Origin of the sequence: Streptomyces sp. NPDC093260 (genome assembly GCF_040683715.1) — a bacterium.
GTDB classification, from domain to species: Bacteria; Actinomycetota; Actinomycetes; order Streptomycetales; family Streptomycetaceae; genus Streptomyces; species Streptomyces sennicomposti.
The window spans coordinates 173,374-198,249 of sequence record NZ_JBFBEK010000001.1; the positions used below are offsets into that span (position 1 = coordinate 173,374).

General features: G+C 74.3%; 24 protein-coding genes. 10 read left to right on the plus strand and 14 right to left on the minus strand.

The genetic code is table 11. The features are described from left to right. Nucleotides 1-188: 188 nt before the first annotated feature. The 9 genes from AB0N63_RS00600 to zapE all read right to left on the minus strand — a co-directional run bounded on the left by AB0N63_RS00600 (nt 189) and on the right by zapE (nt 9,259). Complete coding sequence (locus AB0N63_RS00600) at nt 189-1,616, minus strand: DUF692 family multinuclear iron-containing protein (protein WP_365522071.1); 1,428 nt, start codon at nt 1,614-1,616, stop codon at nt 189-191. A 345-nt stretch (nt 1,617-1,961) separates the two neighbouring features. Next, entirely contained in the window at nt 1,962-2,693 is a 732-nt protein-coding gene (locus AB0N63_RS00605) for a peptidyl-tRNA hydrolase (protein ID WP_365522074.1), read from the minus strand. A 65-nt stretch (nt 2,694-2,758) separates the two neighbouring features. After that, nucleotides 2,759-2,986 carry a hypothetical protein gene (locus AB0N63_RS00610; protein ID WP_365522077.1) on the minus strand — a complete coding sequence of 76 codons (228 nt, stop codon included), beginning with the start codon at nt 2,984-2,986 and terminating at the stop codon, nt 2,759-2,761. Between the two features lie 60 nt (nt 2,987-3,046). Further along, nucleotides 3,047-3,928 (minus strand): polysaccharide deacetylase family protein, encoded by an 882-nt coding sequence (locus AB0N63_RS00615; RefSeq protein ID WP_365522080.1) that lies wholly within the window; start codon nt 3,926-3,928, stop codon nt 3,047-3,049. 180 nt (nt 3,929-4,108) lie between these two features. Further along, nucleotides 4,109-5,131 carry a slipin family protein gene (locus tag AB0N63_RS00620; protein ID WP_365522083.1) on the minus strand — a complete coding sequence of 341 codons (1,023 nt, stop codon included), beginning with the start codon at nt 5,129-5,131 and terminating at the stop codon, nt 4,109-4,111. A gap of 146 nt (nt 5,132-5,277) precedes the next feature. Further along, nucleotides 5,278-6,783: a SulP family inorganic anion transporter gene (locus AB0N63_RS00625; protein ID WP_365522086.1), complete on the minus strand. Its 1,506-nt coding sequence runs from the start codon at nt 6,781-6,783 to the stop codon at nt 5,278-5,280. After that, a complete protein-coding gene (locus tag AB0N63_RS00630; protein ID WP_365522089.1) occupies nt 6,780-7,355 on the minus strand; it encodes a carbonic anhydrase in 576 nt (191 codons plus the stop codon). Before AB0N63_RS00630 ends, AB0N63_RS00625 begins: the two co-directional genes overlap by 4 nt. A gap of 180 nt (nt 7,356-7,535) precedes the next feature. Further along, the gene (locus tag AB0N63_RS00635) at nt 7,536-7,940 is read right to left on the minus strand and encodes a hypothetical protein (protein WP_365522092.1); all 405 of its coding nucleotides are present in this window, start codon (nt 7,938-7,940) and stop codon (nt 7,536-7,538) included. Between the two features lie 212 nt (nt 7,941-8,152). Beyond that, nucleotides 8,153-9,259: a cell division protein ZapE gene (zapE, locus tag AB0N63_RS00640; RefSeq protein WP_365522095.1), complete on the minus strand. Its 1,107-nt coding sequence runs from the start codon at nt 9,257-9,259 to the stop codon at nt 8,153-8,155. A 37-nt stretch (nt 9,260-9,296) separates the two neighbouring features. On the opposite strand from zapE, the gene AB0N63_RS00645 reads away from it, so the two are divergent. From AB0N63_RS00645 to AB0N63_RS00680, 8 genes are all read left to right on the plus strand, one after another. After that, nucleotides 9,297-10,124, plus strand: coding sequence for a pyrimidine reductase family protein (locus AB0N63_RS00645; protein WP_365522098.1), 828 nt, complete (start codon nt 9,297-9,299; stop codon nt 10,122-10,124). 448 nt (nt 10,125-10,572) lie between these two features. Then, nucleotides 10,573-11,046, plus strand: a complete 474-nt coding sequence (locus AB0N63_RS00650) for an indole-3-glycerol phosphate synthase (RefSeq protein WP_365522101.1) — start codon at nt 10,573-10,575, stop codon at nt 11,044-11,046. A gap of 73 nt (nt 11,047-11,119) precedes the next feature. After that, a complete protein-coding gene (gene murC / locus AB0N63_RS00655) occupies nt 11,120-12,511 on the plus strand; it encodes a UDP-N-acetylmuramate--L-alanine ligase (RefSeq protein WP_365522104.1) in 1,392 nt (463 codons plus the stop codon). A gap of 14 nt (nt 12,512-12,525) precedes the next feature. Further along, entirely contained in the window at nt 12,526-12,933 is a 408-nt protein-coding gene (gene msrB / locus AB0N63_RS00660) for a peptide-methionine (R)-S-oxide reductase MsrB (protein ID WP_365522107.1), read from the plus strand. 205 nt (nt 12,934-13,138) lie between these two features. After that, on the plus strand, nt 13,139-13,504 hold the full coding sequence (locus AB0N63_RS00665) for a DUF6479 family protein (RefSeq protein ID WP_019981783.1): 366 nt from the start codon (nt 13,139-13,141) through the stop codon (nt 13,502-13,504). A gap of 169 nt (nt 13,505-13,673) precedes the next feature. Beyond that, nucleotides 13,674-14,804 carry an ABC transporter ATP-binding protein gene (locus AB0N63_RS00670; protein ID WP_365522111.1) on the plus strand — a complete coding sequence of 377 codons (1,131 nt, stop codon included), beginning with the start codon at nt 13,674-13,676 and terminating at the stop codon, nt 14,802-14,804. After that, nucleotides 14,801-15,520: an ABC transporter permease subunit gene (locus AB0N63_RS00675; protein ID WP_365522114.1), complete on the plus strand. Its 720-nt coding sequence runs from the start codon at nt 14,801-14,803 to the stop codon at nt 15,518-15,520. The genes AB0N63_RS00670 and AB0N63_RS00675 overlap by 4 nt, the downstream gene beginning before the upstream one ends. Beyond that, the gene (locus AB0N63_RS00680) at nt 15,517-16,185 is read left to right on the plus strand and encodes an ABC transporter permease (RefSeq protein ID WP_365522117.1); all 669 of its coding nucleotides are present in this window, start codon (nt 15,517-15,519) and stop codon (nt 16,183-16,185) included. The genes AB0N63_RS00675 and AB0N63_RS00680 overlap by 4 nt, the downstream gene beginning before the upstream one ends. Before the next feature lie 99 nt (nt 16,186-16,284). Here AB0N63_RS00680 and AB0N63_RS00685 read toward each other — a convergent pair whose 3' ends face one another. Genes AB0N63_RS00685 through AB0N63_RS00700 form a run of 4 tightly spaced genes read right to left on the minus strand, consistent with a single transcriptional unit; the run spans nt 16,285 to nt 20,874 of the window. Then, nucleotides 16,285-16,890 (minus strand): ATP/GTP-binding protein, encoded by a 606-nt coding sequence (locus tag AB0N63_RS00685; RefSeq protein WP_365522120.1) that lies wholly within the window; start codon nt 16,888-16,890, stop codon nt 16,285-16,287. Beyond that, nucleotides 16,887-17,294, minus strand: coding sequence for a DUF742 domain-containing protein (locus tag AB0N63_RS00690; protein WP_365522123.1), 408 nt, complete (start codon nt 17,292-17,294; stop codon nt 16,887-16,889). Before AB0N63_RS00690 ends, AB0N63_RS00685 begins: the two co-directional genes overlap by 4 nt. Nucleotides 17,295-17,329: 35 nt before the next feature. Further along, nucleotides 17,330-17,806, minus strand: a complete 477-nt coding sequence (locus AB0N63_RS00695) for a roadblock/LC7 domain-containing protein (RefSeq protein WP_365522126.1) — start codon at nt 17,804-17,806, stop codon at nt 17,330-17,332. After that, nucleotides 17,803-20,874: an ATP-binding protein gene (locus tag AB0N63_RS00700; RefSeq protein WP_365522129.1), complete on the minus strand. Its 3,072-nt coding sequence runs from the start codon at nt 20,872-20,874 to the stop codon at nt 17,803-17,805. Before AB0N63_RS00700 ends, AB0N63_RS00695 begins: the two co-directional genes overlap by 4 nt. Before the next feature lie 335 nt (nt 20,875-21,209). Between AB0N63_RS00700 and AB0N63_RS00705 the strand changes: the two genes are divergently transcribed. Continuing rightward, on the plus strand, nt 21,210-22,178 hold the full coding sequence (locus tag AB0N63_RS00705; RefSeq protein WP_365522132.1) for an ABC transporter substrate-binding protein: 969 nt from the start codon (nt 21,210-21,212) through the stop codon (nt 22,176-22,178). Between the two features lie 263 nt (nt 22,179-22,441). After that, entirely contained in the window at nt 22,442-23,899 is a 1,458-nt protein-coding gene (locus AB0N63_RS00710) for an aromatic amino acid ammonia-lyase (protein ID WP_365522889.1), read from the plus strand. A gap of 134 nt (nt 23,900-24,033) precedes the next feature. Here the strand turns inward: AB0N63_RS00710 and AB0N63_RS00715 are convergent, their stop codons facing one another. Then, nucleotides 24,034-24,489: a TerB family tellurite resistance protein gene (locus AB0N63_RS00715; RefSeq protein WP_365522135.1), complete on the minus strand. Its 456-nt coding sequence runs from the start codon at nt 24,487-24,489 to the stop codon at nt 24,034-24,036. Nucleotides 24,490-24,876 lie beyond the last annotated feature (387 nt).

A 24,876-nucleotide genomic window follows, 5' to 3' on the forward strand; every position in this document is an offset into this window, starting at 1 on the left:
CGCCGGGCGCCCGGAATCCAGCGGTGTCGCATCGGACACACGGACGGCACGCGGTACGGCGCTCGGCGGCCGGAGGCGGAAGCGGCGCCGGGCCGCCGGGCAGGACAGGCCGCTGGAGGGAGACGCGGGGCTGCCAGGGGCGGGCCCGGGGACCGCCGGGGCGGGCACCGCGACCGCTGCGGACGGAGTCAGCGGCGCAGCAGGACGCGCCGGGCCGCCCAGGCCGCCCGCACCGCCGGCCGGTGGGACCGGGGCGCGGGACCGGACCGCTCCAGCCACCAGGCGCGCAGCGCCCGCCGGGCCTGCCGGTCGTCCGGCTCCCCGGCGCGCAGCAGGAACGCCGCGAACTCCATCGCGTCCAGCCGGTAGCCGCCGCTCATCGGGTGCGCCTGCGCATAGGCCAGGAACGCGGACCGGTAACCGGCCCCGAGGATCACCGGCAGCTCCGGCGCGATCTTGGCGACCACGTCCGCCCGCTTGGCCGCCAGCGCCCGGGCCTGCACCGCCAGACGCACCCGGTCGAACCCCTCCGGCGCGGGCGTCCCCGCCACCAGCGCCGACAGCAGCGCGGTCTGCGCGAGCCCGAGCCGCTGCCGGGTCGCCTCGGCGACGGCGCACTCCGGTGCCGTGGCCCCGGGTTCGCCGGTCACCGGTTCACCGGCCTCGGGCGCGACGGCTTCGGACGTGGCGGCCTGGGGCGCGGCGACCACCCGGGGCGGGCGGCCCCCGGCGGTCGCGCGACCGGCTCCGGCCGGCCGGCCGACGACGTCCGCACGAGCGGCGGCGACCGTACGTCCCAGCTCCACCGCCTTCCCGATCGCGGCCAGCTCCCGCTCCAGCTCGCCCGGTCCGGGGAAGTTCTCGTCGCGCTCCAGCAGGACCCCGGGCGGGGTGACACGGGAGGCGAGGTCGGTCAGGATGCCGAGGACCGGCTCCGGGACCGGGTGCGCGTGGCTGTCGTGCCAGACCCCGTCCCGCTCGAACCCGCCCGCCACATGGACGTACGCGAGGGCTTCGAGGGGGAGTTCGGCCAGCGCGCGGGCCGGGTCCTCGCCCTGGTTGACGTGGTTGGTGTGCAGGTTGGCCACGTCGATGAGCAGCCGTACGCCGGTGCGGTCGGCCAGTTCGTACAGGAACTGCCCCTCGGTCAGCTCCTCGCCCGGCCACGACAGCAGCGCGGCGATGTTCTCCACGGCCAGTGGCACGGGCAGCGCGTCCTGCGCGATGCGGACGTTCTCGCACAGCACGTCCAGGGCGTCGCGGGTGCGGGGCACGGGCAGCAGGTGTCCGGCCTCCAGGCGCGGGGAGGCGGTCAGTGCGCCGCCCGCCCGCACGAACGCGATGTGTTCGGTCACCAGGGGCGAGCCCAGTGCCAGCGCCCGCTCGGCGAGCGCGGTCAGCCGGCCGTCGTCGGGTCGTTCGGCCCCGCCGAGGCCGAGCGAGACGCCGTGCGGAACCACGGTCACCCCGCGCGCCCGCAGCCGCTTCAGCGACTCCGGCGGGTGGTCGGGGCACAGGTTCTCGGACACGACCTCGACCCAGTCGACGTCCGGCATCCGCTCCACGGCGTCCGCGATCTCCGGCCGCCAGCCGATCCCCGTCCCCAGCCGCTGCATCGTCTCGTCACCCCTCTGTCCCCCCGGGCCCGGGCGTCGCACGCCCGGGCATCATGACACGCGCATGATGCGCGTGAGGGGGGTATGGCCCCGGCGACGGCCCGCGAATCCCGCGCGCCGCGCCTTCAGAGCAACATCTGAGGTTCGGCCGGGACCGCAGCCCGGACCGCAGGACCGAGGCGGTCTCACCGGCCCGCAAGGTCTCACCGGCCGCACGGCGACCGCGGGACTCCGCCGGCCCAGCACGACCCCGCGGGCCCGCACGACCCCGCGGGCCCCTCTGCTCCGGCGAGCCCCGAAGGCCCCGGGCCCCGAACGTCCCCGTCGCGCTCCGCCGACGGCGGGCTACCGCAGCGCCGGATGGTCCGCGACCACCGTGCACGAGCCCGGCGCGATCTCCGTGAACCCCGCGTCGCGCACCACCGGGAGGCCGCTCGTGGTCAGCCCCGCCCAGCGGCCGGGAGCGGCGGTGCGCACCGCGAGCGGGTACCCGGCCTCGCGCCAGGCGGCCCGCTGCCGCGGCGTCAGCTCCCACCAGGCGAGCTGTGCGCCGTGCCCGGCCTGGGCCATCGCCTTGCCGGCGGACATCTCCAGACCGGGGTTGAGCCAGAGCACCGGGACGTCCGGCCCGGGCTCGGCGGGCGGCTCGGGGTCGTCCAGGTCGGTGCCGGAGACCTGGAGCTTGGCGAGGTCCTTGGGCCAGCCGTCCAGCGGGACCGGCGGGAAGACCCGCACCTCCGCCGCCTGCCCGGTGACCGTGATGCCGGGCAGCGCCTCGGCCCGCCGCCACTCCGCGCCACGCGCCCGGCGCACCACCTTGCGGATCCGGGCGTCCTGCCAGTCCCGCACGGCCCGCGCCCACTCGCCCTCGCCGAGGGAGCGCTCGTCGCCGAGCAGCACCAGCACCGCGCGGGCCGCCGTCTCCAGCGCGTCGGTCCGGGCCGGGGGTGCGGCGCGCTCGATCCGTACGACCAGCGGCAGGACGAACTGGGGAGCCTGGTCGCGGGTGCTCGGCCCGAACCGGAAGGGGCTGTTCCCGGGGACGGTGGTGGCGGTGGTGGTCTCGTCGGTGCTCACGCCCACCAGTCTGCCAGCCGGTGACCGGCCGGCCCCGGCCTGCTCCGGCCCGGGGGCTCACCCGCTCACCCGGAGCAGGCGGTGCGCTGCGCCTCCTGCCACTCGCAGACGGGGCAGAGCGTGATCCCCTTGTACGACTCCGGGTACTCCGTGGGCTTCCGGCACAGCACGCACTCCGCGTACGGCGGCCCGTCGGCCTTCGGCGGCCTGGCGGTGTCGATCAGGCAGTAGTCGCCGTCGTCACCGCCGCCGTCCGTGGCGGTCCCGGCGCGTCGTTCGTCGTCCTCGCTCATGACTCCAGCGTAGGACGGCAGGACCGCTGCGCCGCGGGGCCGGGCGGCCGCCGGGGGCGGTCAGGCGTGGCCGCTGGTCGCACCGATCAGCTCGGACACCTTCACGAACCGGTAGCCCTTCGCGCGCAGCTGCGGCACGACCGTGCGCACGACGTGCTCGGTGGTCGGGGCGGCGCTGCGGGTGCAGTGCATGACGACGACCGAGCCGGGCTTGACCCCGTCGAGCACCTGCCGGGCCACCGCGTCGGCGTCCGTCGCGAACGCGTCGCCGCTCACCACGTCCCACTGCACGGCGGTGACGCCGAGCGGGCCGAGGGCGCGCAGCACGTCCTTGTCGTAGCAGCCGCCGGGAAAGCGCAGATACGGCATCGGGTGCGGGACGCCGGCCTTCTGGAACGCCGCGTACGCGCGCTCCACGTCCTCGCGGACGCCGTCCTCGGAGATGGTCGGCAGACCGTAGCAGTCGTCGGTGAAGGCGTAGTGGCTGTAGGTGTGGTTGGCGAGTTCGAAGAGCGGGTCGGAGCCGATGGCGCGGGCCTCGTCGGGGTAGGTCTCGGCCCACTTGCCGGTCATGAAGACCGTGGCCGGCACCTTCAGCGAGCGCAGGGCCGCGACGAGCCCCGGGTTGTCGAAGTGCTCGCCCGCCTTGGCCCGCGGCCCCTCGTCGGCGGTCATGTCGGCGTCGAAGGTGAACGCGACCGTCTTGCCGCCGGTCCGCGGCCCGTTGGTGAAGACGGGGGTCAGCCCGCCGGGCCCGGGGGTCAGGGTCGGCGGCTTGGCGGGGGCGGTGGCGGAGGGCTTGGCGGGGAGGCGCTCGGACTTGGTGGGGGCCGGGTGTCCGGCGTGGGGGGCCTGCGTGGTGGTGGAACCGCAGGCGACGAGGGTGGTGAGGGCGGCGCTCAGGGCGCAGGCGGCGGTGATTCGTCGTACAAGTGAGATCACCGGACGAATTTAGGCCGCCCAGCAGTCATATGAACGGCACCACGACCGGGGGGGCGGCGCGGTCACCCGGCCGGTGGGCATCCCGGGGCCGGCGCGGTCGGTGCGCGTCCGGGGCGAGGGCCGCCGGGCACGGCCGCCGCCGCGGGGCGCTGCCGGGTCCGGTCCGTCGCGGCCGGTCTCTCACCGCTCCGATCGCTGCTGCTCGGGCTCGGCGGGCTCGGATGCGGCCCGCGCTTCCGGCTCCGGGGCGCGGGAAACGGGCCCGCCCTCGCCCTCGGGTTCCGCTTGGAGCGCGGCGGCGTCGGCCGCGGCCCGTACGGGGGTGACGGAGGCCGCCTCGGCGACCGGATGCGCCGGGGTGAAGGGCTGGGAGCCGTTGGCGAGCGGCCTCGGCGGCTCGGGTGCCGGCGCCGGTGCGGCCGGAGGCGGTGCGGCCGGGCCCGGCTGCTGGGCCTTCTCCAGGAAGCGCAGCAGCTCCACCGGGAAGGGCAGCACCAGCGTGGAGTTCTTCTCGGTGGCCACGGCGGTCACCGTCTGCAGCAGCCGCAGTTGCAGCGCGGCGGGCGTGTCCGCCATCTGCTGGGCGGCCTCGGCGAGCTTCTTGGACGCCTGGAGCTCGGCGTCCGCGTTGATGATCCGGGCCCGCCGCTCCCGGTCGGCCTCGGCCTGCCGGGCCATGGAGCGCTTCATCGTGTCGGGCAGGGACACGTCCTTGATCTCGACGCGGTCGATCTGCACGCCCCAGCCGATGGCCGGGCTGTCGATCATCAGTTCAAGGCCCTGGTTGAGCTTCTCCCGGTTGGACAGCAGGTCGTCCAGGTCGCTCTTGCCGATGATCGAGCGCAACGACGTCTGCGCCATCTGGGAGACCGCGAACCGGTAGTCCTCCACCTGGATGACGGCGTTGGCCGCGTCGACCACCTTGAAGTAGACGACCGCGTCCACCCGCACGGTCACGTTGTCCCGGGTGATGCCCTCCTGGGCGGGGATCGGCAGCGTGACGATCTGCATGTTGACCTTGTAGAGCCGGTCCACGAACGGCACGATCATCGTGAAGCCGGGCGAACGCACCGCCCCCGCGAACCGGCCGAGCCGCAGCACCACCCCGCGCTCGTACTGCTTGACGACCCGCGCCGCCCCGGCGACGTACACGAGCCCGGCACAGCCGGCGGCGATCACGGCGGTCAGTACGTCCTCGACCATGATGACGACTCCTCGGCAGGTCGCCGATGCGCCCCAAGCGGCGCCTGCTTCAACGATAGGCCCGGTCCGACCACCCGGTCGAGCCGTCGGACCGACCGCCGGGGCGCCCCGGCGGTCGCCCGGCCGGGACCGCCGGGGCGCCGCCGTCAGCCCGGCGGCGCGGGCAGCCGCGCCGGCTCCGTGCTCAGCCGCACCGGTTCGGTGCCCGCCGCGCTGTGCCGCTCGGCCCAGTTCTCCAGCGCCGTACGGCAGGCGTGGTCCAGGTGGTGCAGTCCGGCCAGGTGCAGTTCGACGGGCCGGTCCTGGGGCAGCGCCTCCAGGCTGTCGAGGATGCGCGGCAGGCGCAGGAAGGTCGCGTTGCCCGACAGGTACGCCTGCACCGGGCCGGCGCCCTTGTCGACGACCTCCAGCTTCGCGTGCGAGGCGTCCCAGGCGGTCTTGGCCACCGACAGGGCGAGGCCGATCAGCACCCCCTCGAACATGTTCACCACGACGATGGACACGGCCGTGACCACCAGGATCACCGCCTCCCCCCGGTGCCCCCGCCACAGCGACGCGAGCTGGCGGAAGGGGATGAGCTTCCAGCCCGCGTGCACGAGGATGCCCGCGAGCGCGGGCAGGGGTATGAGGGCGAGCGCCGACGGCAGCAGCGCCGCGAACACCAGCAGCCACACCCCGTGCAGCACCCGGGAGGCCTTGGTGCGGGCCCCGGCCCGGACGTTGGCGGAGCTGCGCACGATCACCGCGGTCATCGGCAGCGCGCCGAGCAGCCCGCACACCGCGTTGCCCGCGCCCTGCGCCATCAGCTCTTTGTCGTACCGGGTGCGCGGCCCGTCGTGCAGCCGGTCCACGGCCGCCGCGCTGAACAGGCTCTCCGCCGAGGCGATGAGGGCGAAAGCGGCGACGGTGCCGTAGAGCGCGGGGCTGGCGAGCTCGCCGAAGGCCTCGGCCCCGGGCGGCTGGACCGCGTCGAGCAGCCCCTGCACCCGCACGGTGGCCACCGGGAGATCGAGGAGCCGGGCGGCGAGCGCGGCCAGGAGCACCGCGGCGAGTGCCCCCGGCACCGCCCGTACCCGCCGGGGCAGCCGGGGCCACAGCACGAGGACCGCGACGGTGCCCGCGCCGACCGCGAGCGAGGCGGGTGCCCGGCTGCCGGCGAGGGCGTCGGCCAGCGCCCCCGGCAGCCCGGTGATCTTGTCGATGCCGGACGCCGGGGCCTTCAGACCGGCGGCGGCGTACAGCTGGCCCGCGATGATCACGAGGCCGATGCCGGCCAGCATGCCCTCCACCACCGACACCGAGATGGCCCGGAACCAGCGGCCGAGCCGCAGCGCGCCCATGGCGAGCTGGAGCACCCCGGTGGCGAGCACGAGCACGCCCAGCGCGGGCAGCCCGAACTCGCGCACGGCCTCGAACACCAGCACCGTCAGACCGGCGGCCGGGCCGGACACCTGAAGGCTGCTGCCGGGCAGCAGTCCGGTGACGATGCCGCCCACGATGCCGGTGACCAGGCCGAGTTCGGCGGGCACTCCGGAGGCGACGGCCACGCCGACGCACAGCGGCAGCGCGACCAGGAAGACGACGAGGGAGGCGGCGAAGTCCTGCCGCAGGAAGGGGAACCTGGCTATGGCGCGGGACACGGCGGCGCTCACAGGGCCGTGAAGAGGTCGGACTGCGGGCGGTGCGCGAGGACGGCGCCCGTGTGCACCTCGTAGTACCAGGCGTGCAGGTTCAGCAGGCCGTCCGCCAGCTTGCGCTCCACGCACGGGTAGGAACGCAGCCGCAGCATCTGCGCCAGGGCGTGGTTCTGCACGGCCTCCGCGACGCACGGGTCCTCGGCCGGGCCCGACGGCAGCGGCGTCGCGCCCGTCAGCCAGTCGCGGACGGCCGGTACCGCGTCGAGGTCGTCGCCGCGGACCAGGGCGCCGACGGCGCCGCAGTGCGAGTGGCCGCAGACGACGATGTCGCGCACCCCGAGCACCTGCACGGCGTACTCGACGGTGGCCGCCTCGCCGCTGGGGCGGTCCGCGTACGGCGGGACGATGTTGCCCGCGGTGCGCAGCTCGAACAGCTGGCCGGGGCGGGCGCCCGTGATCAGGGCCGGGACGACCCGGGAGTCGGAACAGGTGATGAACAGGACCTCGGGGGACTGGCCGGCGGCGAGTGCGGCGAACTCCTCGGGGCGCTGTCCGAAGGTACGGGCGTTGTCGATGAGGGGTTGCATGAGACTCCTCCTGGCGCGCGGCGGGGCGCGCGTCGGGCGTGCACGACTGACGTGGGGGAGAGGGACCGCTGAGGTGGGGAGAGGAACCGCTCACGCAGGCGGAAGAGACCGCTCACATGGGCGGGAGGGACCCGCTGAGGCGGGCGGAAGGGGCCGTGGGGCGGGAGACCGCCCCGCCGGTCAGCGGCGGAAGACCTGGAGCGCGGCCGGGGTACGGCCGGGGGCCGGTCTCGATGCGCGGGCGTACCCGGCACCGGGCGCCGCCGCCTCGTGGGCGGCGGTGTGGCCGGGGCCGGGCGCGGGGGGTTCGGGGGTGCGGGGGCCGGAGTCGGAGGTCCGGTGGCGGTCACGCGGGACGCGCAGGGGCCCGGTGGGGCCGTGGCCGGCGGGACCGCAGTCGCGGCCGCCGGCGCGCTCCTCGCGCGGCGCGGCGCCGGTGGGCGCCGTGGGCGGCCGCTCCTCGGCCCGGACGTGACCGAATGTCTGTGCGGATGCGAAGGAAGGGGAGGGCGCGGAGAAGGGCAGCGCCAGCAGTGCGGCGGCGAGGAACGCGAGCACGGTCCTGACCGCTGGGCCTCGCCTCATGCGCCCCCCTCCGCACACCCGATGTCTCTCGTAACGACCAAGACTTGGTCAATGAATGGTCAAGAGACACGGTAGCGGTGCGGAGTCGTTTGCAGGGTCAACGGCACGTTACGTGGTCGAGAGCGCCCGAAAAGCGCGGGTTGTTTGGCGCGATCCGATCTCCCGGCGGGCCCTCGGGCGCCCGCTGTCCGGCCGGTGCCCAGCCGTCCGGCTCAGGCGCCGCCCTCGACGAGCCCCTTGGCGTCCCGGGCGAGCGCGGTCAGCCGCGATATCGCGCGGAAGTACTTCTTGCGGTAGCCACCGTTCAGCATCTCCTCACTGAACAGCCGGTCGAAGGGCACCCCGGAGGCGAGGACGGGCACCTCGCGGTCGTAGAGCCGGTCGGCGAGCACGACCAGACGCAGCGCGGTCGACTGGTCCGGCACCGGCCGCACCCCGGTCAGGCAGACCGCCCCGACTCCGTCGGTCAGCGCGCCGTAGCGGCTCGGGTGCACCTTGGCCAGGTGGTCCAGGAGCTGCGGGAAGTCGTCCAGCGAGGCGTGCGCGGAGGCGTGGGCCGCCTTGGTCACCTGCTCGTCGCTGAACGGCGTCGGCGCCTCGGGCAGTCCGCGGTGGCGGTAGTCCTCGCCGTCGATGCGCAGCGCCCTGAAGTGCGCGGACAGCCCCTGGATCTCGCGCAGGAAGTCGGCCGCCGCGAACCGGCCCTCGCCGAGCTTGCCCGGCAGCGTGTTGGAGGTGGCGGCCAGCGCGACGCCGGCGTCGACCAGGCGGCCCAGCAGCGTGGAGACGAGCACCGTGTCGCCCGGGTCGTCCAGCTCGAACTCGTCGATGCACAGCAGCCGGTGGCCCGACAGGGTCTCGACCGTCTTCTGGAAGCCGAGGGCGCCGACGAGGTTGGTCAGCTCCACGAACGTGCCGAACGCCTTGCGGTCGGGCTCGGCCGGGGTGGCGTGCCACAGGGAGGCCAGCAGATGGGTCTTGCCGACGCCGTAGCCGCCGTCGAGGTAGACCCCGCGGGGGCCGGCCGGCGTCTTGGGCGCCTTGCTCCGGCCGAAGCCGAACAGACCGCGCCTGCCACCGCCCGCGGACGCCCCGTCCAGCCCGGCGGCGAAGCCCTCCAGGACCCGCACCGCCTCCGTCTGGCTGGGCTGGTTCGGGTCCGGGATGTACGTCGCGAAGCGCACCGCGTCGAAGCGCGGCGGCGGCACCATCTCGGCGACCAGCCGGTCCGCCGGTACGTGCGGCTCGCGGGCGCACAGGGAGAGCGGGGCGGCTTCGGTCACGGGGCTGGTCCCGGCGGCGGCTGTGGAAGAGGACACGGTTCCCCATGGTAAGCGGCGTGGAACACTGCACGGCATGCGACGCCTGTTCCCTGTGACCGACGAAACAGCAGCCCAGGACCCGGGCCGGGACCGTACGGCCGATCGCGCCGGCGCGGCCGGCGCCGCGGCGGACCGGGAGTGGTCCCTCGCCGAGCTGGCCGCCGCCTACGCCTACCCGGCGCCGGACAGGCGGGGCGGCGAGCCGTGGCTGCGGGCCAACATGGTGTCCACGCTGGACGGCGCCGCCCAGCACGAGGGCCGCTCGCAGCCCATCTCCAGCGCCGCCGACATGCGGATCTTCGGCACCCTGCGGGCTCTCGCGGACGTCGTGGTGGTCGGCGCGGAGACCGTACGGCAGGAGGGGTACCGGCCCGCCCGCGCGCGTGCGGAGTTCGCCGCGCTGCGGGAGGCGGCCGGGCAGGGGCCCGCCCCGGCGATCGCGGTCGTCACCGCCGGTCTGGAGCTGGACTTCTCGCTCCCGTTGTTCACCTCGCCGCCGGTGCCCACGCTGGTCCTGACCGGCGCGGCCGCGAACCCGGACCGGATCGCCGAGGCCGAGCGGGCCGGCGCCCGGGTGGTGATCGCCGGCGACGGCGTCGGCATCGACCCCGTGCGGGCGCTACGGGCCCTGGCCGCACTGGGGCACACCCGGCTGCTCACCGAGGGCGGCCCGCGGCTGCTCGGCCAGCTGGTGGCCTCCGACGTCCTCGACGAGCTGTGCCTGACCGTCTCCCCGATGCTCACCGCGGGCGACGCCCAGCGCATCGCGGGCGGCCCCGCGGTCGCCGTCCCGCGCCGCTTCGCCCTCGCCTCCGTCCTGGAGGAGGAGGGATTCCTGTTCACCAGCTACCGGCGGGCGTGACGGCCCCGGCGGCCGGCACCCCGGGTCACCGACGCACCTGCCCCCGCCAACCGAACACCCGCCCCGCGTCACCTGGCGCACCCGGCGTCGTCGCGCCTCCGCGCCCCTCTGTCCGCGTAGCGCACCGCGCCCGCCGGCCGCGCGCCCTGCGCGGGTCGGGAGCGGCGGGCAGGCGGCGGGGGAGCGGTGGACCGGAGGAGTTTCCGACCAGGGAGGACGCGCCGGCGCACGGGGACCTCACCCCGGCGTTCCTCGTCCCGCCGGGGCGTTCACGTCGGCGCACCGGAGCGCGGCAACCGGAGTCGCTCATTCCGCTTACTTGGTGACGGGTACACCAATTCCCGGCGATACGTGCGCGATCACGGGGCAGGATGGTTTCTGCGGGGGCTGGTTCCGGCCCACGGAGGCAGTGCGAGGGCATGGGCCCTCCGAGGAGAAAGGGCGCCCGGTGTTCACAAGCGTACTGATGATCGAGAAGGCCCTGACATCCGCCGACGTGGAGTTCGTCACCACCCTGCACGGGGACGAGCCGGTCTTCTTCCATGTGCTGCTCCAGCCCCGTGGCGACCAGGCCGACCGGCTCCTTCGGGCCATCGACGACATCGCGCTCGGCGAGATCGACGAGGCCGCCCGCGAGGGCGGGACCCCGGAGGGCGAGGAGGCCAGGGGCCAGGGCGAGCAGGCCCTGGACGTGTCCCTGCGGGCGCTGCGCGCCTCGGGCCGGGAGGCCGCGGGACGGCTGGTCGAGGACCATCCGCTGGATGCCCTCAAGGCCCTGGTCGCCGAAGTCGGCGCCGACGAGGTGATCGTCCTGACCGACCCGCACTACGTGGAGGAGTTCTTCCACCGCGACTGGGCCTCGCGCGCCCGCCACCAGGTCGGCGTACCGGTCCTGAAGCTGTTCTCGCACAGCAAGGCTTAGGCTGGGGCGGCGCCCCGCGCAGGCGGCGCGCGCACCGTCGTACCGCAGCCGCACCACCTGGGGAGAAAAGCGCATGGCACCCGGCCTTCCAACCGCCATGGACCGACCGCACTTCATCGGCATCGGCGGGGCCGGGATGTCGGGGATCGCCAAGATCCTCGCCCAGCGCGGCGCCCGGGTGACGGGCAGTGACGCCAAGGACTCCGCGACCGCCGACGCGCTGCGCGCGCAGGGCGCCACCGTGTACGTCGGGCACGCGGCCGAGCACCTCGCGGACGACGCGAGCTGCGTCGTCGTCTCCTCGGCGATCCGCCAGGACAACCCGGAGCTGGTCCGCGCGGCCGAGCTGGGCATCCCGGTCGTGCACCGCTCCGACGCGCTGGCCGCGCTGATGGCGGGCCTGCGGCCGATCGCGGTGGCCGGCACCCACGGCAAGACGACCACCACCTCCATGCTGGCCGTCTCCCTCACCGAGCTGGGCCTGGACCCGTCGTACGCCATCGGCGGCGACCTCGACGCCCCCGGCTCCAACGCGCTGCACGGCACGGGCGAGATCTTCGTCGCCGAGGCGGACGAATCGGACCGCAGCTTCCACAAGTACGCCCCCGAGGTCGCCATCGTCCTCAACGTCGAGCTGGACCACCACGCCAACTACGCCTCGATGGACGAGATCTACGAGTCCTTCGAGACCTTCGCCGGGAAGATCGTCCCCGGCGGCACGCTGGTGATCTCCGCCGACCACGACGGCGCCCGCGAGCTGACCCGGCGCCTGGCCGGCTCGGTGCGCACGGTGACGTACGGCGAGTCCGCCGACGCCGACGTGCGCGTCCTGTCGGTCGTGCCGCAAGGCCTGAAGAGCGAGGTCACCGTCCTGCTGGACGGCGTCGAGCTGACCTTCGCGGTGTCCGTGCCCGGCCGGCACTACGCGCACAACGCCGTCGCCGCGCTGGCCGCCGGAGCGGCCCTCGGCATCCCGGCCGCCGAGCTGGCCCCCGCCCTGGCCGCCTACACCGGCGTGAAGCGGCGCCTCCAGCTCAAGGGCGAGGCCGCCGGCGTCCAGGTGATCGACTCCTACGCCCACCACCCCACCGAGATGACCGCCGACCTGGAGGCGATGCGGGCCGCGGCGGGCGGCGCCCGGATCCTGGTCGTCTTCCAGCCGCACCTGTTCTCCCGCACCCAGGAGCTGGGCAAGGAGATGGGCCAGGCGCTCACCCTCGCCGACGCCTCCGCCGTGCTGGACATCTACCCGGCCCGCGAGGACCCGGTCCCCGGCGTCACCAGCGAGCTGATCATCGAGGCCGCGCGGGCCGCCGGCGCCGATGTGACGGCCGTCCACGACAAGGCCGAGGTCCCGGACGTGGTCGCGGGAATGGCGAAGGCCGGTGATCTCGTTCTCACCATGGGCGCGGGCGACGTCACCGACCTCGGCCCGCGCATCCTGGACCGACTGACCGAGAACTGAGGGGCTGAGGGCTCATGTCGTACGACGTGGAGAAGCCGGACGAGCAGTGGCGTGCGGAGCTGACCCCGGCCGAGTACGCGGTGCTCCGCCAGGCCGGCACGGAGCCCGCCTTCCAGGGCGAGTACACCGACACCAGGACCAGGGGCGTGTACTCCTGCCGGGCCTGTGGCGCGGAACTGTTCACCTCCGACACCAAGTTCGAGTCGCACTGCGGCTGGCCGTCCTTCTTCGACCCGAAGGACACCGACGCCGTGGAGCTGCTGGAGGACCGCTCGCACGGGATGGTGCGCACCGAGGTCCGCTGCGCCCGCTGCGGTTCGCACCTCGGACACGTGTTCGAGGGTGAGGGGTATCCCACCCCGACCGACCAGCGCTACTGCATCAACAGCATCTCCCTGCGGCTGACCCCGGCCGAGGGCTGAGCGGCGGCACCACCACGGTGGGCCGGGGCGGCGACCGCCCCGGCCCACCGTGCTGTGCGGAGCCCTACGGGGCCCTGCGGGACCGGGCCGGACCAGATCCACACCGCTTGGCGGCGCCTGACCGAAGTGGGACAATGTGGGGCAGAGGTGGTGTCACCGGCACCACCGCTCCTTATGGACACCTCCGCAGAGGCGGGTGGAAAACATGGTCACAGCCTCCTATGTCGTACTGGCCGCGGGACCGCACGTGTGGGCGGTCGTCGGCGCCTTCGTCGGCGGACTCGTCATCGTGTGCGCGCTGCTGTGGGCCGTCGGGATGGGCATCGGCGTGATGCGCCGGGAACCGGACCGGCCCGAGGCGGACGAGCAGCCGCGTCTTCCGGTCACCGGCGCCATCGAGGAGATCAGTGAGATGCGCGAGCCGGACGAGGTGGAGTGCGAGGACGGCAAGCGCCTCCTGCCGCACGAACTGCACGCCGCCGGTACCCGGCGCAGCGACGACCAGCACCGGCACCGCTGGGCGCCCGGCGGCAGCGGCTCCTTCGGCAGCGGGGGCCCCGGCGCCCACTGACGCCCCACCTCGCCTCCGGATACGGGGCGGTCCTGCGAACAGGGCCGCCCCGTAGGGGTGCTCGCCGACCGCCCCGACCCGGGACGTCTAGACTCTTGGCGCAACGGCCCGCGTGACCGTGGCCGAGAGCGGGCAGCTACTGCCAGACACCCGAAGGGTATTCGGCGTCTTGATACGCATAGATTCAGTCACCAAGCGGTACCCGGACGGCACGGTGGCGGTCGACCGGCTGTCGCTCGACATACCGGACCGCTCGATCACCGTCCTCGTCGGACCGTCCGGCTGCGGCAAGACCACCACCCTGCGCATGATCAACCGCATGGTGGAACCGAGCGAGGGAGCCATCCTCCTCGACGGCGCCGACATCAGGAAACAGCCCGTCAACACCCTGCGCCGGTCGATGGGTTACGTCATCCAGAACGCCGGCCTCTTCCAGCACCGCACCATCGTCGACAACATCGCCACCGTGCCCCGGCTCCTCGGCTGGAGCAAGCAGAAGTCCCGTGCCCGGGCGGCGGAGCTGATGGAGCGCGTCGGCCTCGACACGGCGCTCGCCAAGCGCTACCCCTACCAGCTCTCCGGCGGCCAGCAGCAGCGCGTCGGCGTGGCCCGGGCGCTCGCCGCCGACCCGCCGGTCCTGCTGATGGACGAGCCCTTCTCCGCCGTCGACCCGGTCGTCCGCAAGGGACTCCAGGACGAGCTGCTGCGCATCCAGGACGAGTTGGGCAAGACGATCGTCTTCGTCACCCACGACATCGACGAGGCCGTCAAGCTCGGCACGATGGTGGCCGTCCTGCGCACCGGCGGCCGCCTCGCGCAGTACGCGCCCCCCGCTGAGCTGCTGAGCGAGCCCGCCGACGCGTTCGTGGAGGACTTCCTCGGCACCGACCGCGGCATCCGCCGGCTGTCCTTCTTCGGCAGCGGCGCACTGGAGTTGAGGACCGAGCCGATCGTCGCCGTCGACTCCACCGCCGAGCAGATCGCCGCCCGAGCCGCCGGGGACGTGCCCTACCTCCTCGTCACCGGCCTCGACGGCAGGCCGCTGGGCTGGAGCGCACCCGAGGACCTCACCGCCGGCGCGGTGGACACGGACCGGCTCCTGTCCTGCGGACGCCCCTTCGCGCACGGCGAGGAGTCCCTGCGCGCCGCCCTGGACTGCGCCGTGCTCTCGCCCACCGGCTGGGCGGTCGCCGTGGACGGCACCGGCCGGGCGGTCGGCGTCGTCTCGCAGCAGACCATCGGCGAGGCCATCCGGGGCGCCCACGCCGAGGGGCGTGCCGAGGCGAAGGCCGCCCGATGAACCGCTTCTTCGACCTCCCGAGCGACCTCCAGCACGACTGGTTCGGCCTGATCGGGCTGCATCTGCGCGAGGCCCTGCTGCCGGTCCTGGCCGGCCTGGTGCTCTCCCTGCCGATCGCCCAACTGTGCGTGCGCTTCCGCTGGTTGTACGCGCCCGTCCTGGGTGTGACGACGATCCTGTACGCCATCCCGTCGCTGGCCGTCTTCGTGGTCCTCATCGACTACACCGGACAGACCGAGCTGACCGTGATGATCCCGCTCGCCGTCTACAGCCTGGTGGTTCTCGTCCCGGCCATCGTGGACGGCGTCCGCTCGGTGCCGCAGGAGACGCTCGCCGCCGCCACCGCGATGGGCCTCGGCCCGGTGCGGCGCTACTTCCAGGTGCAGTTGCCGATCGCCCTGCCCGCCATCATCGCCGGACTGCGGGTGGCCGCCGTCTCCAGCATCTCCCTGGTCAGCGTCGGCATGCTGATCGGCAACCAGGGCGCGCTCGGCAACCTGCTCAACGACGCCAACATCTACCACCGGCCCGAACTGGCCTGGAACTCCGTGCTCACCACGGCGGCCCTGGCCATCCTCGTGGACGCCGCCCTGGTCCTGCTGCGGCTGGTGCTGACCCCGTGGATGCCGCGCGGCGCCGGCCGGCGCGGGTCGAGGACCGCCGCCGAGGTCCGGCCGGAGCCGGCCGCGTCCGCCGCCGAGGAGGCCGCCCGGTGAACGTGCTGCACTTCGTCAACGCCTTCTTCAGCGACGGCGCCCACTGGCACGGCTACGACGGCATCCCCACCCGGCTGGCCGAGCACATCCGCTACTGCCTGATCGCGCTCGCCGTCGCCGCCGCCATCGGACTGCCGGTCGGCCTGGTCACCGGGCACTACGGCCGCGGCGGCAACGCCCTCGCCCTCCTCGCCACCGCCGCCCGCGCCCTGCCGAGCTTCGGCCTGCTGGTGCTGATGACCATCATGGTCGGCTTCGGCCTGCTGCCGGTCATGGTCCCGCTGGTCGTCCTCGCCGTCCCGCCGATCCTGGTCACCACCTACGAGTCGATGCGCTCCGTGGACCCCTCGCCGGTGGACGCCGCCCGGGGCATGGGCATGCAGGAGTCGCGCATCCTGCTCCAGGTCGAACTGCCCGTCGCGCTCCCGCTGATCCTCAGCGGTCTGCGCTCGGGCGCCATCCAGATCGTCTCCACGGCGACCATCGCGGCCTACGTCGGCATCGGCGGCCTCGGCCGCTACATCATCGACGGGCTCTACCAGCGCGATTACGAGAAGGTGGTGGGCGGCGCGAGCCTGGTCGCCGCGCTGGCGCTGGCCACGCTGGTGCTGTTCTGGGCCGCGGACCGGTTCACGGTGTCCCGGGGGGTGCGGCGCGGGGCGTGAGGGACGCGGCGGGGGGGGGCGTTGGCGCTGCCCTGCGCCCCCCACGGACCGTCGGGCGGCCGGGCCACGGCCTGTCCCCTGTCCTGGGCGGACCCACGCTCAGCCGCCGTTCGCCGCCAGCGCCGACTCCAGGACGACCAGCAGGGCGTCCCGTACGGAGGCGCGCTCCCGGGCGTCGAAGACGACCAGCGGGACGTGCTCGGAGACGTCCAGCGCCCAGCGGACGTCCTCCAGGGAGTGTTCCAGCCGGCCGTCGAAGGCGTTGAGCGCCACCGCGAACGGGATGCCCCGGTGCTCGAAGTAGTCGACGGCGGCGTAGCAGTCGTCCAGCCGCCGGGTGTCGACGATGACGAGCCCGCCGACCGCGCCCTCCACGATGTCGTCCCACATGAACCCGAACCGCTCCTGCCCGGGCGTGCCGAACAGGTACAGCTTCAGCGTCGGGTCGATGGTGATGCACCCGAAGTCCATCGCCACCGTGGTGGTGGTCTTGCGCGGGGTGTGGGTGAGGTCGTCCACGCCCGCCGCGACCTCGGTGATGGCGGCCTCGGTGGTGAGCGGCTCGATCTCGGAGATGGAGCCGACGGCGGTGGTCTTGCCCACGCCGAAGCCGCCCGCGATCACCATCTTTACGGGCAGCGGCGGACGGACGGCGGGCTGGTCGCCCGCGGGGACCCCGCGGACGAGTTGTTCGGTCGGTGTCACGGAGTAACCCCCCGGGAGTCGGGGATGGCCCGCAGGCCATCGATAACCCTGCGCAGGACGGACGCGTCGTGGGTGGCGCCGGTGTCGGGCACGTGCACCGTCAGATGGCCGGCGGCGCGCAGGTCCTCGGCGAGGATGCGCACCACGTTCAGGTGCAGCCGCAGCCGGGCCGCCAGTTCCGCGATGGACTGCGGCCTGCGGCAGGCGGAGACGATGTCGTGCTGTTCGAAGGAGAGAGCCTCCAGCGCCGCGAGACCGGCGACGGTGGCCACCACCTGGGTCTCCACCGGCACCGGCCGGCCGGCCGCGGTGGGCGCCACCCGGCCGGCGGTGACCAGGAACGGCCGCACGGCGGGAGCGGGGCCCACCGGGTCGGGGCCCGGGGGCGCGGGGCCGTCCGCCATGGGTCCTTCTTCCTTCCTCGGCCGGCCTCGGCCGGTCAGCGCCTGGCCGCGGCGCCGACGCTGTTCTTCAGTTCGAGCACCAGCTGCGGACTGAGCGCCGCGCCGGCGCGGTTGGCGAACAGCGTCATCTCGTAGGCGATGTTGCCGAGCTTGGCCTCCTTGTCGGTGACCACGCCGAGCACCGCGCCGCTGCCGATCGCGGAGACCAGGACGTGGCCGCCCTCGAGGTCGATGATGACCTTGTTGAGGGCGCCCAGGCGGTAGTTGCCGGAGGCCCCGGCGGCCAGGCTGGTGATGCCGGAGACGATGGCGGCCAGCCGCTCGGAGTCGGCGTGCTCGCGCAGTTGCGAGACGGCGATCAGGAGTCCGTCGGAGGAGACGGCGATGGCGTCCACGACGCCCGCCGTCTCGGTCGCGAAGCGGTTGAGCAGCCAGGTGAAGTCTGCTGCGGCGGCCTGCAGATCGGTCGGCGCGGTGCCTTCCGTCGGGTTGTCACCTGTCGACGTGCTCACTGCTCGGCTCCTTCCGGGAGGTCGTTCCGGTGCTGCGTACGGGGAGTGTCGGTGGGGGCGGTGTCCGACGCGTCGGGCGGCTCGGGCCTGCGGTGGGCGCCGGTGTCGCGGTGGGCGCGCTCCACCGCGGCCTCGAACTCCTCCAGCGCGGACCGCACGGCGTCGGCGTCGGCCTGCGGCACGGGCGCGCGCGCCGCCTGCGCGGCGGCGCTGTCGGCGGTCGTCCGCAGGGTGGCGCCGCGCACGCGCCGCCGCAGGGGGCGGGAGCCGGCGTCGGCGGCGGTGCCGGGGGCGGCGCCCGGTCCGGCACCGGGCATGGTGCCGGGCGCACCGCTGGGCACGGTGCCGGGGGTGGTGCGGGGTGCGCCACCGGGAGTGGTGCCCGGTACGGGGCTCGGCGCGGCACCGGGAGTGGTGCCGGGCGCGTGGCTCGGCGCGGTGTCCGCGGTGGCACGGGGCGCGCTGCCCGGAGTGGCACCGGGGGCGGCAGCGGAGGCGCCGCCGTGCGCGCCACCGGGGACGGCGCCCGCCGCGGTGCGGGGCGCGTCACCCGAGGTGGAGCCGGAGGCGGCGCCCGGGACCGGGCCGCGGGTGGCGCCGGGTGCCGTGCCGTGAGCTGTGCGGGGTGCGGTGTCCGTTGTCGTTGCGGACGGGGTGGACTCCGTGCGGGCGCGGGGGATGAACGGGAGCGGACCGCCCGGGACGCCTTCGTCCGGCGCGGTCTCGCGCCGGGGGACCCGGCGGGGGAGCGGCCGCGCCTGACCGTCCCCGTCACCGGCGCGGGCATGCTCGTCCGCCTCGGCGGCGAGCGGCGCGGCGGGGACCGCCGGGTCCGCGGCGGTGCCCGGTACTGCGGTCTCCGGTACGGCCGGGTGCGGTGGGGCCGGGCTCGACGCTCCCGCCTGCGGCGTGGCCGAGCCGGAGGCGGCCGCGTTCTCCACGGCTGCCGGGCTCGGTGCGGGCGGGCGCGCGGCGGGGACCTCGGCGGTGGCGGAGGCCGGCCGGTCGGTCGCGCCGGGCGCCGGGCCGGCCGGGGCGCCGTGGCCGGCGGCCTCCGGCCGGGCGGCCGGGACGGCGGCGTCCACCGCGCTCATCGTCAGCAGCAGCGAGGAGGGGATCAGCACCTCGGCCGTCACGCCGCCGCCCGGAGTGCGGGAGAGGGTGACGCCCACCTCCCAGCGGCGGGCGAGCGCGCCGACCACGAACAGGCCCAGCACCTTCGTCGGCACGACGTCTAGCCGTTCGCGCCGGATCAGCCGGGCGTTCTCCTCGGCCAGGCGTTCCGCGCTCATTCCCAGGCCGTGGTCGGCGATCGCGATGGACGCGCCCTCGCCGCCGTGCCGCACACTGACCTCGACCGTGCTCCCCTCGGGGGAGAACGACACGGCGTTCTCCAGGAGTTCGGCCACCATCAGCGTGAGGTCGCCGATGATGTCCGGCTCCACCATGACCTCGGTCTCGGCGTACAGCCGTACCCGCTGGTAGCCCTCGATCTGACCGAGCGCGGCGCGCACCACGTTGGTCAGAGCGGTGGGACCGGAGTCCAGGACCGTCTCGCGGATGCCGGCCAGCAGCATCAGGCTGTCGGCGTTGCGGCGCAGCCGGACGGCGATGTGGTCGATGGAGTAGAGGCGCTCCAGCAGCGCGGGATCGGTCTCGCCGCGCTCCACCGCGTCGATCAGCGCAAGTTGACGTGTCGTCAGGTTGCTGACGCGGCGGCCGACGTTGCCGAACATCTCGCCGACGTTGCGGCGGCTGAGCACCTGCCGCTCCAGCAGCGCGGCGGCGGTCGTCTGCACCTGGTTGAACGCCTCGGCGAGGTCGCCGATCTCGTCGCGCGCGGTGACCGGCACGTCCCGCAGCCGCGGCGGGCCGCTGTCGTCGGCGTCGTCGTCGGCCACCCGCGCCAGTTCCCGGCTGGTGGCGGCGGACACCTCCTGTGCCGCACCGGTGAGCGCCTGCACGGGCCGGATGACCGAGCGGCGTACGGCGACCGAGAAGGCGAGCCACAGCAGGAAGCCGACGAGGGCCGAGGCCAGCAGCGCGGCGGCCCGCCACCAGGCGTCGGAGGAGGCGTCGTCGGCGGAGTCGGCGATCTCGTCGATCAGCGAGGAGGCGATCTTCAACCGGTTCGCGGCCTGTTCGGGGTAGGCCCGGTAGTCGGCGAGCGCGTCCTGGAACGCGCGCCGCACCTCCTCGGGGCTGTTGGCCTGCAAGGCGCTGGGGTCGATCTGGAGCTCGGCGTACGCCTCGGCGATCTCGCGCTGCGCGGCGCTGTGCTCCATCTCCGCGAGCCGGTCGGCCTGTTCCTGGGTGGCGAACCGGGCGAAGCGGTCGGCCTGGTAGAGGTACAGGTCGTAGGAGCCGACCGCGGCGGTGAACTCGATGAGCGCGTTGGTGTCGCCGGTCGTCGCCGAGAAGACACTGGTCTCGAAGGAGCTGTGGGCGGCGTCGGCGCGCAGCAGGGAGTCCAGCAGGTTGCCGGTGAAGGTGGCCGCGAGCGCCGCGTTGCGGTCGAGGCCGAGACCGTCGATCAGGGACCTGGCGGCCCCCGTGTAGGCGGGGTCGATGTTGTCCGCGGGCAGGTAGCTCTGCTCGATGGTGTCGCGCAGGCTGCTCAGACCCTCGATCTCCTTGAGGGCCTGCGCCTCGGTGTCCGGCAGTCGGTCGCCGAACGTCCGTCGTACGACCGCGACCTGGGCCTTCACGGCGGCCTGCGCCCTGCGGTAGGCGACGGCCGAGGGGCGGCCGTCGGCGCCCGCGGCCTCGTAGCGCACGGAGAGCAGGACGGCCTGCTGGTGCTCGGCCTCCACCCGGTCCACCAGGGCCGCCACCTGGGCGCTGTCGCGCACCAGTTGGGCCGCGGCGGCCGCGTCCCGGGCCTGGCCGGCCTGGCCGGTGATGAGGTAGGCGAGCAGGAGGGCCACCACGGCGAGCGGCACCCCGACCAGGACGTTGAGCTTGCGCCGGAAGGGCCACCGGTCGGCGAATCCCCGGATGCCGCGACTGCCGGGCGGCGTGGGCGGCGGGGCCGACCGGTCGGGCGCGTCCACCTGGCTCGTGGACACCGGGCCTCCTTCGAAGGGTGTCTCCACCCGGAACGGACGTGACGGCGTTGACGCGTGGGCGCCGAAGCGGCCCCTGCGCACCGCTGTGGCCGACGTCGACTCCGGTGAAATCTACCGTTCCGGCGGGCGGACCCGGCTCGTCCCATGTCAAGAATGGGTTACGAAGCGTCCGTACGAGCTTCACAACTGACCGTCGATCGAAGCCAATCGGTGACCCGGTGGCCCTTGACTGACCGAGAAGCGGCTGGATTGGATCAGTACGGTGCGGCACCCGCATGCCGCGCGCACCCGCCACCGCCATGCCCTCACCAACCTCTGAGCCCGGAACGGGAATTGTGACTCCTAACGCGAAGAACACCAGGTCCAGCACGAGGCACACCGGCGCGCTCGCCGTCGCGCTCGCCGCCACCGCGGCCCTGGTCGCCGGGTGTTCGTCGTCCTCCGACGGCGATTCCGGCAGCGACCCGCTCAAGGGCGGCGGCAAGGCGAGCGGCGACAGCGTCGTCGTCGGGTCCAACAACTTCGCCGAGTCCATCCTGCTCGCCGACATCTACGGCGAGGCGCTGAAGGCCAAGGGCGTCAAGGTCACCTACAAGCCCAACATCGGCAGCCGCGAGACCACGTACGGGCTGCTGAAGAACGGCTCGATCACCGTGCTGCCCGAGTACAACGGCGCACTGCTGGCCTACCTCGACAAGGACGCCGCCCCGCAGTCGGTCGCCGCCACCACGGCCGCGATCAACGCCAAGCTCGACCCCAAGCTGACGCTGCTGGACCCGGCGCCGGCGCAGAACAAGGACTCGGTCACGGTCAACGCCGACACGGCGAAGAAGTACGACCTGACCGAGAAGTCCACCATCGCCGACCTCAAGGCCGCCGCCAAGGACCTGGTCATCGGCGGCTCGCCGGAGTTCCAGACCCGCCACCAGGGCCTCGAGGGCCTGAAGACGGTCTACGGCGTGGAGTTCAAGTCCTTCAAGGCGCTGGACGCGGGCGGCCCGCTGACCCAGGCGGCGCTGAAGAAGAACACCGTGCAGGCCGCTGACCTGTTCACCACGGACACGACCATCGCCAAGGAGAAGTTCGTCGTCCTCCGGGACCCGAAGAACCTCTTCGGGTTCGAGAACGTCCAGCCGCTCGTCTACAAGAGCGCACTCGACCAGAAGGGCGTGGACGCGCTCAACGCGGTCTCCGCCAAGCTGGACACGGCCACCCTGCTCGACCTGGACACCCAGGTGCAGCAGCAGAACAAGGACCCGATGGACGTGGCCCAGGCCTGGCTGAAGTCCGCCGGACTGATCTGAGCCGCCACCGGCACGAGCGGACACGGCACGTGGACACGACCGCGGACGGCAGGGACCGGACGCCCGCGGCCTCCCCCGGCGGGGAGGCCCGGCCCGGCCGTGCCGACGGCGAAGCGGCCGCCCCGCGCCACGGCGACGTCTACGTGGTCCCCGGCGACGGGACCATCCACGTCTTCCGGGGCCCGGGCACCGGCCCCGGCCGCGAGCACGGCGACGGCGACGGCGACTCCGCCCCGGACCCGGCCGCCCGGGACGAAGCCGTTTTGGACGAGGTCGTCCTGGACGGCCGCGGGCTGGAGCCGGCCGAACTGGTCCGCATCGCCGACGGCGCGGCCGTGCCCGTCGTCCCGCCCGAGGCGTACGAGCGGGCGCACCGCTCCTGGCGGGCGGCCGACCGGCTCGCCGTCACCGGCCGCCTGTACGGGCGCGGCACCGGCGTGGGCGCCCACCGCTCGGTGCCGGTGGCCGCCGGGGACGAGGCCGCGCACGGGCTGCGGCTGCTGCGCAGCCACGCGGGCGGCGCGGGTGCGGTCCTCCCGGTCCGGCAGATCCGCGCCCTGCTCGCTGTCCGCGCCAACCAGCTGCTGGCCGGCGGCTCCGGCATCCAGCCCGCCTTCGTCACCGCCCTCACCGAGGCCCTGCGCCTCGGCGTCCACCCCGCGGTCAACGAGTACGGCGGTCTCGGCACCGGCGATCTGACCGCCCTCGCCCAGATGGGCCTGACCCTGATCGGCGAACGCCCCTGGCACCGCGACCGGGGGTCCGCCGCCCCCGCCGAACTGCCCGCCCCGGTCGTACCGCGGCCCGGTGACGCGCTCGCGCTGCTCAGCAGCAACGCGCTCACCCTCGCCCAGGCCGCGCTCGCCTGCCACGACCTCGAAGTACTGCTGCGGGCCACGCACGCGGTGGCGGCCCTGTCGCTCGCGGCGGTCTCCGGCTCCCTGGAGGCGTACGCCCCCGAGGTGCACGCCCTGCGCCCGTACCCCGGCGTCGCCCGCGCCGCGGCCGAGGTGCGGCGGCTACTGGACGCACCCGGCCGGGCGCCCCGGCCGGGCCGCCGGATCCAGGACCCGTTCGGCTTCCGGGCCTTCCCGCAGGCGCACGGCCCCGCCCTCGACGCCGCCGCCGCACTGCGCCGCATCGTCGGCACGGAGGTCAACTGCCCTTCGGAGAACCCGCTGATCGCCCCCGACGGCACGGCGGCCCACCACCACGGCGGCTTCTACGCGGCCCCGGTCGGCCTCGCCCTGGACGCGCTGAACCTCGCCGTCCTCCAGACCGCGCAGTTCTCCGCCGCCCGGCTCACCGCACTCGGCCGCCCGGACCTCACGGGGCTGCCCGCCTTCCTCGCCGTCGGGCCGGCCGGCAGCTCGGGCACGATGATCCTGGAGTACACCGCCCACTCGGCCCTGGCCGAACTGCGCCACTGCGCCGCGCCCGCCTCCGCCGGGCACGCCGTGCTCTCCCACGGCCTGGAGGAGACCGCCAGCTTCGCCTCCCAGGCGGCCCGGCAGACCCTGCGCGCGGTGGACGCCTACGGCACCGTACTGGCCTGCGAACTCGTCGGCGCCGTCAGGGCGTTGCGGCTCCATCCGGAGCCGCCGTCCGTCCGTGCGTTCGCCGTCGCGGACGCCGCGCTGCCGACGGGCGTCGAGGACCGCTCGCTGACGGCGGACGTGACGGCCGCGACGCAACTGCTGCGCACCCTGGCCGAGATCTGAGCCTCCCGGCCGGGAGGCGCACCCCGGCCGGGACGCGCACCCCGGCCGGCCGGGGTACCCCCGGGCCGGGCCGGCCGCCGGATGCGGCCGCCCCGGCCGGAGCCGTCCCGTACCGCCCGCGGGGCGGCCTTGCCTCAGAGGTCGAACTCGTGCGGCGGCAGGTCCAGCGCGTAGCAGGCCTCGCGGACCACGGCCTGCTCGGTCTTGTCGAAGTCGCCGTCCGCGCCGCCGATGACGATGCCGATCTGGACGACGGCCCGGGCCTCGGCCGGCTTCTTCTTGGCCTTGGCGATCTCCTGGAGGACGCTTACCTTGCCGAAGGCGAAGTCGGCGGTCAGCTTGTTCAGGTTGTCCTCGAAACGGCGGCGCAGGTCGTCCGCGGGGAAGTTCTGCAGGACCTCGTTGGTGGCGATCAACTGGGCGACGCGCTGCCGCTCCGAGGGGTCCACGGTGCCGTCGGCGGCGGCCACGAGCGCGCACATCGCCATGCTCGCGTCGCGGAACGCGCCGCTCTTGAGGTCGTTCTTCTTCGCCACCAGCTGGGTCTGCATCTGCGTCGCGGAGTCCTTGATGCGGTCCCACAGGGCCATGTGCTCTCCAAGTGTCGTGTCAGCCCCGTACGGAACGGGCCGTACGGGCGTGGTGCGTGTTCCGGTCTGTTTCTACAGCAACGTAGAAACTGGCGGCGGCCGGGAAAAGTTCCTGCGCCGCCCACCGGTTCGCGCGACCCGTGACACGGGGCCGCGCCGGCCGTGCGGGCGCCCCCCCCGGGGCGCGGCGCCGCTCCGGTCCGCGGGAAAGTTGTTCACAATGCAAATGTCGTGACCGCGGGCGCCTTCCCCGGGGTGAGCGGCCGGCGCGGTGGACGGGACACGGCGACCGAGGTCATGGCCGGGTCAACTGCTCCTGTCGGCACACTTGTCGGGAGTGTCGCGGCGTGGGTTATCGTGTGTATGCAGCAAACGAAACTGCACGCC

Coding starts and splice junctions, on each gene's coding strand:
- AB0N63_RS00715 (WP_365522135.1), bottom strand. CDS start 24,489: ATGGCCCTGTGGGACCGCATCAAGGACTCCGCGACGCAGATGCAGACC.
- AB0N63_RS00665 (WP_019981783.1), top strand. CDS start 13,139: ATGGTCACAGCCTCCTATGTCGTACTGGCCGCGGGACCGCACGTGTGG.
- murC (WP_365522104.1), top strand. CDS start 11,120: ATGGCACCCGGCCTTCCAACCGCCATGGACCGACCGCACTTCATCGGC.
- AB0N63_RS00645 (WP_365522098.1), top strand. CDS start 9,297: ATGCGACGCCTGTTCCCTGTGACCGACGAAACAGCAGCCCAGGACCCG.
- AB0N63_RS00635 (WP_365522092.1), bottom strand. CDS start 7,940: ATGAGGCGAGGCCCAGCGGTCAGGACCGTGCTCGCGTTCCTCGCCGCC.
- AB0N63_RS00610 (WP_365522077.1), bottom strand. CDS start 2,986: ATGAGCGAGGACGACGAACGACGCGCCGGGACCGCCACGGACGGCGGC.
- AB0N63_RS00690 (WP_365522123.1), bottom strand. CDS start 17,294: ATGGCGGACGGCCCCGCGCCCCCGGGCCCCGACCCGGTGGGCCCCGCT.
- AB0N63_RS00675 (WP_365522114.1), top strand. CDS start 14,801: ATGAACCGCTTCTTCGACCTCCCGAGCGACCTCCAGCACGACTGGTTC.
- AB0N63_RS00630 (WP_365522089.1), bottom strand. CDS start 7,355: ATGCAACCCCTCATCGACAACGCCCGTACCTTCGGACAGCGCCCCGAG.
- AB0N63_RS00600 (WP_365522071.1), bottom strand. CDS start 1,616: ATGCAGCGGCTGGGGACGGGGATCGGCTGGCGGCCGGAGATCGCGGAC.
- msrB (WP_365522107.1), top strand. CDS start 12,526: ATGTCGTACGACGTGGAGAAGCCGGACGAGCAGTGGCGTGCGGAGCTG.
- AB0N63_RS00620 (WP_365522083.1), bottom strand. CDS start 5,131: ATGGTCGAGGACGTACTGACCGCCGTGATCGCCGCCGGCTGTGCCGGG.